Source organism: Streptomyces sp. (genome assembly GCF_036566765.1).
Classification (GTDB): Bacteria; Actinomycetota; Actinomycetes; order Streptomycetales; family Streptomycetaceae; genus Streptomyces.
In genome coordinates, this window is record NZ_DATCVQ010000713.1 from 1 (window position 1) to 6,160 (window position 6,160).

The window sequence follows — 6,160 nt, forward strand, 5'->3', positions numbered from 1 at the left end:
ATCCTCTCGGATGTCCTTGGTCTCGCGGGCCGTTGACTCCTTTCTACTCCTGCGAGCGGACAAGCGGAAGGCCCGGCTGCACTTCTTTACTTTTAGGTTCAAATTAGGTTCAAATTCGGGCGAAATGGCTGCCCGTGACCGCCGCGGCGGCCTGAGCTGTGGCGCTGCGCCGGCGGCTGGCATACCAGACGAGCCCGGCCGTGGCCGCCGCAGCGCCCACGGCTGCCATCGCGACGAGGGCCGGCCGGGGCGGCATCGAGAACGCGGGCAGCCGTTGCTTCAGCCGGACCGGCCGGTTGAAGACGAGAATCGGCCAATCGCGAGCGGTCGCCTCACGGCGCAGCGCGCGGTCCGGATTCACGGCGTGCGGATGTCCGACGGACGCGAGCATCGGGACATCGGTTGCGGAGTCGCTGTAGGCGTAGCAGCGCTCCAGGTCGTACCCCTCGGAGGCGGCGAGCTCCTTGATCGCTTCCGCCTTGGTCGGTCCGTATGCGTAGTACTCCACCTCCCCGGTGAAGCAGCCGTCGTCACCGACCACCATGCGGGTGGCCACCACCCGGTCGGCGCCGAGCAGCTCGCCGATCGGCTCGACCACCTCGGCGCCGGAGGTGGAGACGATGACGACGTCGCGGCCCGCGGTGTGGTGCTCCTCGATGAGGGACGCGGCCTCGTCGTAGATGATCGGGTCGATCAGGTCGTGGAGGGTCTCGGCGACGATCTCCTTGACCTGCTGGACGTTCCAGCCCTTGCAGAGCGATGAGAGGTACTCACGCATCCGCTCCATCTGGTCGTGGTCGGCACCGCCCGCGAGAAAAACGAACTGGGCATAGGCGGTCCGCAGTACGGCGCGCCGGTTGATCAGCCCGCCTTGGTAGAAGGACTTGCTGAAGGTCAGCGTCGAAGACTTCGCAATGACCGTCTTGTCCAGGTCAAAGAAGGCGGCTGTGCGCGGCAAGGAGTGGTTTTCCACGAGCCTGAGCATAGGTGCCCGCCATTCGGCGTACGCTCGGGCGTGTGGGTTTGCCTGAGAAGGCTCTCGGGTACACCATGGAAGTCACGGATCGTTCGCGACCGTGCTAACCCGGTCCGGCTCCTCCCCCCCCGAGTCGGCCGGAGAGACGACCCCCGCTCTCCCCCCCGGCGGGGGTCGTCGCATGTCCGGACGCATTTTCCGGTGTTGCAGCCACTCATGACGCCCTCCCCTTCGCCGCGTGTCGGCGGCAGCGTGCGGCTCCCACTTTCGTCACTCAGCGTAGCGGCTGGGATGCGCTCCGGAAGTCCCCTGTATGGGGCATGTGGATATTCACAACCCGCGAGTTATCCACAGTTTTTAAGCAAGATCCACTTTATTTCCGGGATCGCTCCACCGTGATTCCTGTCGCGAAGTTCGCGGACGACAGGAATCACGGATCTCGCCCCGCGCGACCGAAGCGCGGCGGGATCACGGGGGAGAGGGGCGTGGACGATGACCGGATCCATCACGGCCGAGCGGACCCGGGCCGGTGAGGGGCGGCGGGCCGGACCGCTGATCGTGACCGAGGATGTGGCGCTCCTCGACGACCTGTTGCGGCTGTGCGCCGCCGCCGGAGCCGAGCCCGAAGTGCACCATGCGGTGCCCGAGCACCGCCCGAGCTGGGACGACGCGCCGCTCGTCCTGGTCGGCGACGACGCGGCGGCACGCTGCCGGGGAGCGGCACGCCGGCAGGGCGTCGTGCTGGTCGGGCGGGAGCAGGCCGAACCCGACGTGTGGCGGCGGGCGGTGGAGATCGGCGCGGACTGTGTGCTGCGGCTCCCGGACTCCGAGGGCTGGCTGGTCGACCGGATCGCCGACGTCGCCGAGGGCGTGGGGCGTCAGGCGCTGACCGTCGGGGTCATCGGCGGCAGCGGCGGGGCGGGCGCGTCGACGCTGGCCTGCGGCCTTGCGCTGGCCGCCGCCCGGGCCGGCCGGCGCACACTGCTGGTCGACGGCGACCCGCTCGGCGGGGGACTGGACGTGCTGCTCGGGGGCGAGCGCGCCGAGGGACGGCGCTGGCCCGACTTCGCCGCCTCGAAGGGACGGGTGGCCGGCGGCGCGCTGGAGGAGTCGCTGCCCGCCGTGCGCGGGCTCCGGGTACTGAGCTGGGACCGGGGCGACTCGGTGCTTGTGCCGCCCGAGGCCATGCGGTCGGTCCTCGCGGCGGGGCGCAGGCGCGGCGGCGTGGTCGTCGTGGACCTGCCGCGCCGGGTCGACGAGGCGGTGACGGAGGCGCTGGCCCAGCTCGACGTCGGGCTGCTGGTCGTCCCCGGCGAACTGCGGGCGGTCGCGGCGGCGGGCCGGGTCGCGTCGCTGGTCGGCATGGTGCTGCGGGATCTGCGCGCGGTGGTGCGCGGCCCGTACGCGGCCGGGCTCGACGAGCAGTGGGTCGCGGACGCGCTGCGGCTGCCGCTCGTCGGTGAACTGCCGCTGGATCCCGGGCTGTCGGCGGCGCAGGACGCCGGTCTGCCGCCCGGGGCGGCGGCGCGCGGGCCGCTGGCCCGGTTCTGCACGGCGTTCTGGGAGCAGGCCCTGGCCCCGGAGGGTGTGTCGTGAGCGCCGCGGCGGTGCTGGGGCCGGAGAGCGGGGCGCGGCTGCTGGACGCGGTGCGCCGGAGGCTCGCGGAGAGCGGCGCCGAGCCGACGCCGGCGCGGGTGGCCGCCGCGCTGCGCGCGCAGGGCCGGTTGCTCGGCGACGCGGAAGTGCTGGGTGCGGCGGAGGAGTTGCGCTGCGAGCTGGTCGGCACGGGGCCGCTGGAGCCGCTGCTCGCCGATCCGTCGGTGACCGACGTGCTGGTGTCCGCGCCCGACCGGGTGTGGGTGGACCGGGGATCCGGCCTCGAACCGGCCGACGTCTCCTTCTCCGACGCCGAGGCGGTGCGCCGGCTGGCCCAGCGGCTCGCCGCGGTCGCCGGGCGGCGGCTGGACGACGCGCGGCCCTGGGTGGACGCCCGGCTGCCGGACGGCACCTGGATGCACGCGGTGCTGCCGCCGGTCGCGGTGGGCTCGACCTGCCTGTCGCTGCGGGTGGTGCGGCCCCGGGCGTTCACCCTGGCCGAGCTGGTGGCGGCGGGCACGGTGCCGCCGGGCGGCGAGCGGGTGCTGCGCGCGCTGCTCGACGGCCGGGTCTCGTTCCTGATCAGCGGCGGCACGGGCTCGGGCAAGACGACACTGCTTGCGGCGCTGCTCGGACTGGTCGGCGCGCGCGAGCGGATCGTCCTGGCCGAGGACTCGGCCGAGCTGCGGCCCGATCACGCGCATGTGGTCCGCCTGGAGGCCCGGCCGGCGAACCAGGAGGGCGCGGGCCTGGTGACCCTTCAGGACCTCGTGCGGCAGGCGCTGCGGATGCGGCCGGACCGGCTCGTGGTCGGCGAGGTGCGCGGAGGTGAGGCGGTGGACCTGCTGGCCGCCCTGAACACGGGGCACAGCGGCTGCGGCACGGTGCACGCGAACACGGCCGCGGACGTGCCGGCCCGCCTGGAGGCTCTCGGGACCGCTGCCGGGCTCGACCGGGCTGCCTTGCACAGCCAGTTGGGCGCGGCGCTGTCGGTGGTCCTCCACCTCGTCCGGGACGGGGAGGGGCGGCGGCGGATCGCCGAGGTGCACGTCCTGGAGCGGGACGCGGCCGGGCTGGTGCTGACGGTGCCCGCACTGCGGTGGGGCGCGGAGGGCTTCGTGCGGGAGCGCGGCTGGGAGCGGCTGCGGTCGCTGATCGGGGGTGCGGCGTGCTGACGGGAGAGCCGGTACCGGTCATGGGCGCGGCGCTCGGGTGCGCGGTCGCGGCGGCCTGGCTCGTCGTGGACGGGCGGCGGCGGGGGCTGCGCAGGGCCCGGCTGGTGCTCGCGGGCGGGGGCGTCGTGGGGGCGCCGGATCCCCGGGCGCGGTTCTGGGTCGGCGGCGCGGCGCGGTGGTGGGAGACGCTGAGGGCGCGGCCGCAGTGGTTCTGCCTGGTGGCGGCGGGCCTTGTGGCCCTGCTGGGCGGTTCGCCGCTGCCGCTGGCCGCGGGCGCGGTCGCGGTGCCGCTGGCCGGGCGAAGGCTGCGGGCGGCCCGGCTCAGGAAGGAGCGGGAGGCGCGGACGGACGCGGTGGTCGCCTTGTGCGGGACGCTCGCGTGCGAACTGCGCGCGGGCCGGCAGCCAGGGCCGGCGCTGTGCTTCGCGGCCGCTTCGACCGGCGGGCTGGGGCCGGACGAGGCGGCGGTCCTGGCGGCGGCCCGGTTCGGCGGGGACGTGCCCGATGCACTGCGGCGGGCGGCGCGACAAGGCGGGGCGGAAGGGCTGGCCGGCCTCGCGGCGTGCTGGCAGGTCGCGGTGGACGGCGGCGCGGGCCTGGCGTCCGGGCTCGACCGGCTGGAGGGGGCGCTGCGCGGGGCCAGGGACCAGCGGGAGCGGCTGCGCGCCCAACTGGCCGGGACCTGGGCGACGGTGGCGGTGCTCGCGGCGCTGCCCGTGGTCGGGCTGCTGCTGGGGACGGCGATGGGGGCGAGCCCGCTGCGGGTGCTGCTGCACACGCCCGTCGGGCTGGCCTGCCTGGTGACCGGTGTGCTCCTGCAGGGCGCGGGGCTTCGCTGGGCGACGTGGATCGTGCGCAAGGGGGAGGCGGCATGACCGGGCTGTCGCAGGAACTCCTCCACAGGCTGGGGGCGGTGGCCGGTGCCGTGGGCGCGCTGGTGTGGGCCGGGTGGGCGGTGGCGCGGTGGCGTCACGAACGCCGGACGCGGCGGCGGGTCGCGGAGCTGCTGGCGGCCGAGCACGAGCGGAGCCGCCGGTGGCGGCCCGGCTGCCCGGAGCGGCTGCGGCCCTGGGCGTTGCCTGTAGGCGCGCTGCTCGCCGGTTACGTGCTGATCGGCGGGGCGACGGGGTGCCTGGTGGGGATCGCCGCCGGGTACGGGGTGCGGCGGTGGCAGGCGCGCCGGGTCCCGGCCGACCGGGAGCAGGACGCCGTACGGCAACTTCCGCTCGCGGCCGATCTGCTGGCGGCCTGCGTATCCGCCGGGGCGGGGCCGGGGCAGGCGGCCGAGGCGGTCGGGCGGTCGCTGGACGGGCCGGTGGGCGCGGCGCTGCTGCGGACGGCCGCCGAGCTGAGGCTCGGCGGCGAACCGGCCGAGGTGTGGCGGAGGTTCGGCGCGATACCGGGCGCCGAGGGCCTCGCCCGCTGTCTGGAGCGGGCCGGGTCCTCGGGGGCGCCCGCCGCGGACGCCGTCTCGCGGCTGGCGTCCGGCCTGCGGGAGACGCGCGCCCGGGAGGCGGAGACCCGGGCACAGCGGGCCCAGGTGCTGATCACCGCGCCGGTCGGGCTCTGCTTCCTGCCCGCCTTCCTGGCGCTGGGGGTGGCCCCGGTGGTCATCGGGCTCCTGACCGGACTCCTGCGCGGATGAACACGCGGGGGACGACGGATCGACACATCGGAACACATCACAACGTATCTGAACGCATCGGAAACACATGGGGGTTGGCATGAGCAGGCGAGTCTGGAACCGGCTGAAGGGTCGGCTGGAGGCGGTCCGGGAGCGGTCGGACCGGGGGATGACGACGGCCGAGTACGCCATGGGCACCATCGCCGCGGCCATGTTCGGGACGGTGCTCTACAAGATCGTCACGAGCGGGTCCGTCAAGGCCGCGCTGGAATCGGTGATCGGGAAGGCGCTCGATGCGCAGTTCTGACACCCGCGACCGGGGCGCGGTGACCGCGGAGGCGGCGACGGCGCTGCCAGCGCTGGTGGCGTTCGCCGCCGCCCTGGTCTGGGCGCTGGGCGCGGCCGCCGCGCAGATCCAGTGCGTGGACGCGGCCCGGGCGGGGGCCCGGGCCGCCGCCCGGTCGGAGCCGGCGGCGACCGCGGAGGCCGTGGCGCGTGCCGCGGCTCCCGGCGGGGCCACGGTCTCGATCACCCGTTCGGGTGAACTGTGGCGAGTGACCGTCCGGGTGCCCGCTCCCGGGCCGGGTGGCCTGGGGCTCACGCTGCGCGCCGAGGCCGCCGCGCTCGCCGAGGACACCGTGGGGGTGGAGCCATGAGGCACGACCGGGGCCTGGCGACGGTGTGGACCGCGATCGCGGCCTGCGCGCTGTGCGCGGTGTTCGGGGCCGTGCTGCTGCTCGGACAGGCGGTCGCCGCCCGGCACCGGGCCGGCGGGGCCGCCGACCTGGC

The 6,160-nt window shown here is 75.3% G+C and carries 7 protein-coding genes; 6 read left to right on the forward strand and 1 reads right to left on the reverse strand.

Annotated elements, in window-relative coordinates; genetic code table 11:
- Window positions 1-109: 109 nt before the first annotated feature.
- Window positions 110-985: an HAD family hydrolase gene (locus tag VIU94_RS41275; protein WP_331920238.1), complete on the reverse strand. Its 876-nt coding sequence runs from the start codon at window positions 983-985 to the stop codon at window positions 110-112.
- Between the two features lie 483 nt (window positions 986-1,468).
- Here VIU94_RS41275 and ssd point away from each other — a divergent pair, with 483 nt between their 5' ends.
- The 6 genes from ssd (at window position 1,469) to VIU94_RS41305 (ending at window position 6,027) form a co-directional block, all read left to right on the forward strand.
- Window positions 1,469-2,572 carry a septum site-determining protein Ssd gene (gene ssd / locus VIU94_RS41280; protein WP_331920240.1) on the forward strand — a complete coding sequence of 368 codons (1,104 nt, stop codon included), beginning with the start codon at window positions 1,469-1,471 and terminating at the stop codon, window positions 2,570-2,572.
- Complete coding sequence (locus VIU94_RS41285) at window positions 2,569-3,747, forward strand: TadA family conjugal transfer-associated ATPase (RefSeq protein WP_331920242.1); 1,179 nt, start codon at window positions 2,569-2,571, stop codon at window positions 3,745-3,747. The genes ssd and VIU94_RS41285 overlap by 4 nt, the downstream gene beginning before the upstream one ends.
- Before the next feature lie 20 nt (window positions 3,748-3,767).
- Window positions 3,768-4,622 carry a type II secretion system F family protein gene (locus VIU94_RS41290; protein ID WP_331920250.1) on the forward strand — a complete coding sequence of 285 codons (855 nt, stop codon included), beginning with the start codon at window positions 3,768-3,770 and terminating at the stop codon, window positions 4,620-4,622.
- Window positions 4,619-5,392, forward strand: a complete 774-nt coding sequence (locus VIU94_RS41295) for a type II secretion system F family protein (protein WP_331920244.1) — start codon at window positions 4,619-4,621, stop codon at window positions 5,390-5,392. Before VIU94_RS41290 ends, VIU94_RS41295 begins: the two co-directional genes overlap by 4 nt.
- 79 nt (window positions 5,393-5,471) lie before the next feature.
- Window positions 5,472-5,678 carry a DUF4244 domain-containing protein gene (locus VIU94_RS41300; protein WP_331920246.1) on the forward strand — a complete coding sequence of 69 codons (207 nt, stop codon included), beginning with the start codon at window positions 5,472-5,474 and terminating at the stop codon, window positions 5,676-5,678.
- On the forward strand, window positions 5,665-6,027 hold the full coding sequence (locus VIU94_RS41305) for a TadE family type IV pilus minor pilin (protein ID WP_331920248.1): 363 nt from the start codon (window positions 5,665-5,667) through the stop codon (window positions 6,025-6,027). The genes VIU94_RS41300 and VIU94_RS41305 overlap by 14 nt, the downstream gene beginning before the upstream one ends.
- Window positions 6,028-6,160 lie beyond the last annotated feature (133 nt).